We start from the raw sequence: 203 nt of genomic DNA, 5'->3' as shown, positions 1-203 counted from the left end.
AGAAGCTTAACTTCCGTGTTCGGTATGGGAACGGGTGTGACCTTCTCGCCATCGCCACCAGACTATTTAATTTGAGGATTTGTACCCTCAAAACTAGATAATGTTGTAAGAAGAATACAAGAGAATCGAATGATCAATTTGGTTAAGTCCTCGAACGATTAGTATCAGTCAGCTCCACACGTCACCGCGCTTCCACCTCTGAC

1 rRNA gene is annotated in these 203 nt (G+C 44.3%); it reads right to left on the bottom strand.

The features are described 5' to 3' along the window. Nucleotides 1-62 (bottom strand): 5S ribosomal RNA (gene rrf, locus FS736_RS24085); the annotation flags it as partial. Nucleotides 63-203: the final 141 nt, after the last annotated feature.

Origin of the sequence: Cytobacillus oceanisediminis 2691, assembly GCF_007678455.1 — a bacterium.
GTDB classification, from domain to species: domain Bacteria; phylum Bacillota; class Bacilli; order Bacillales; family Cytobacillaceae; genus Mesobacillus; species Mesobacillus oceanisediminis_A.
This window is presented reverse-complemented; position numbering and strand designations above follow the sequence as displayed.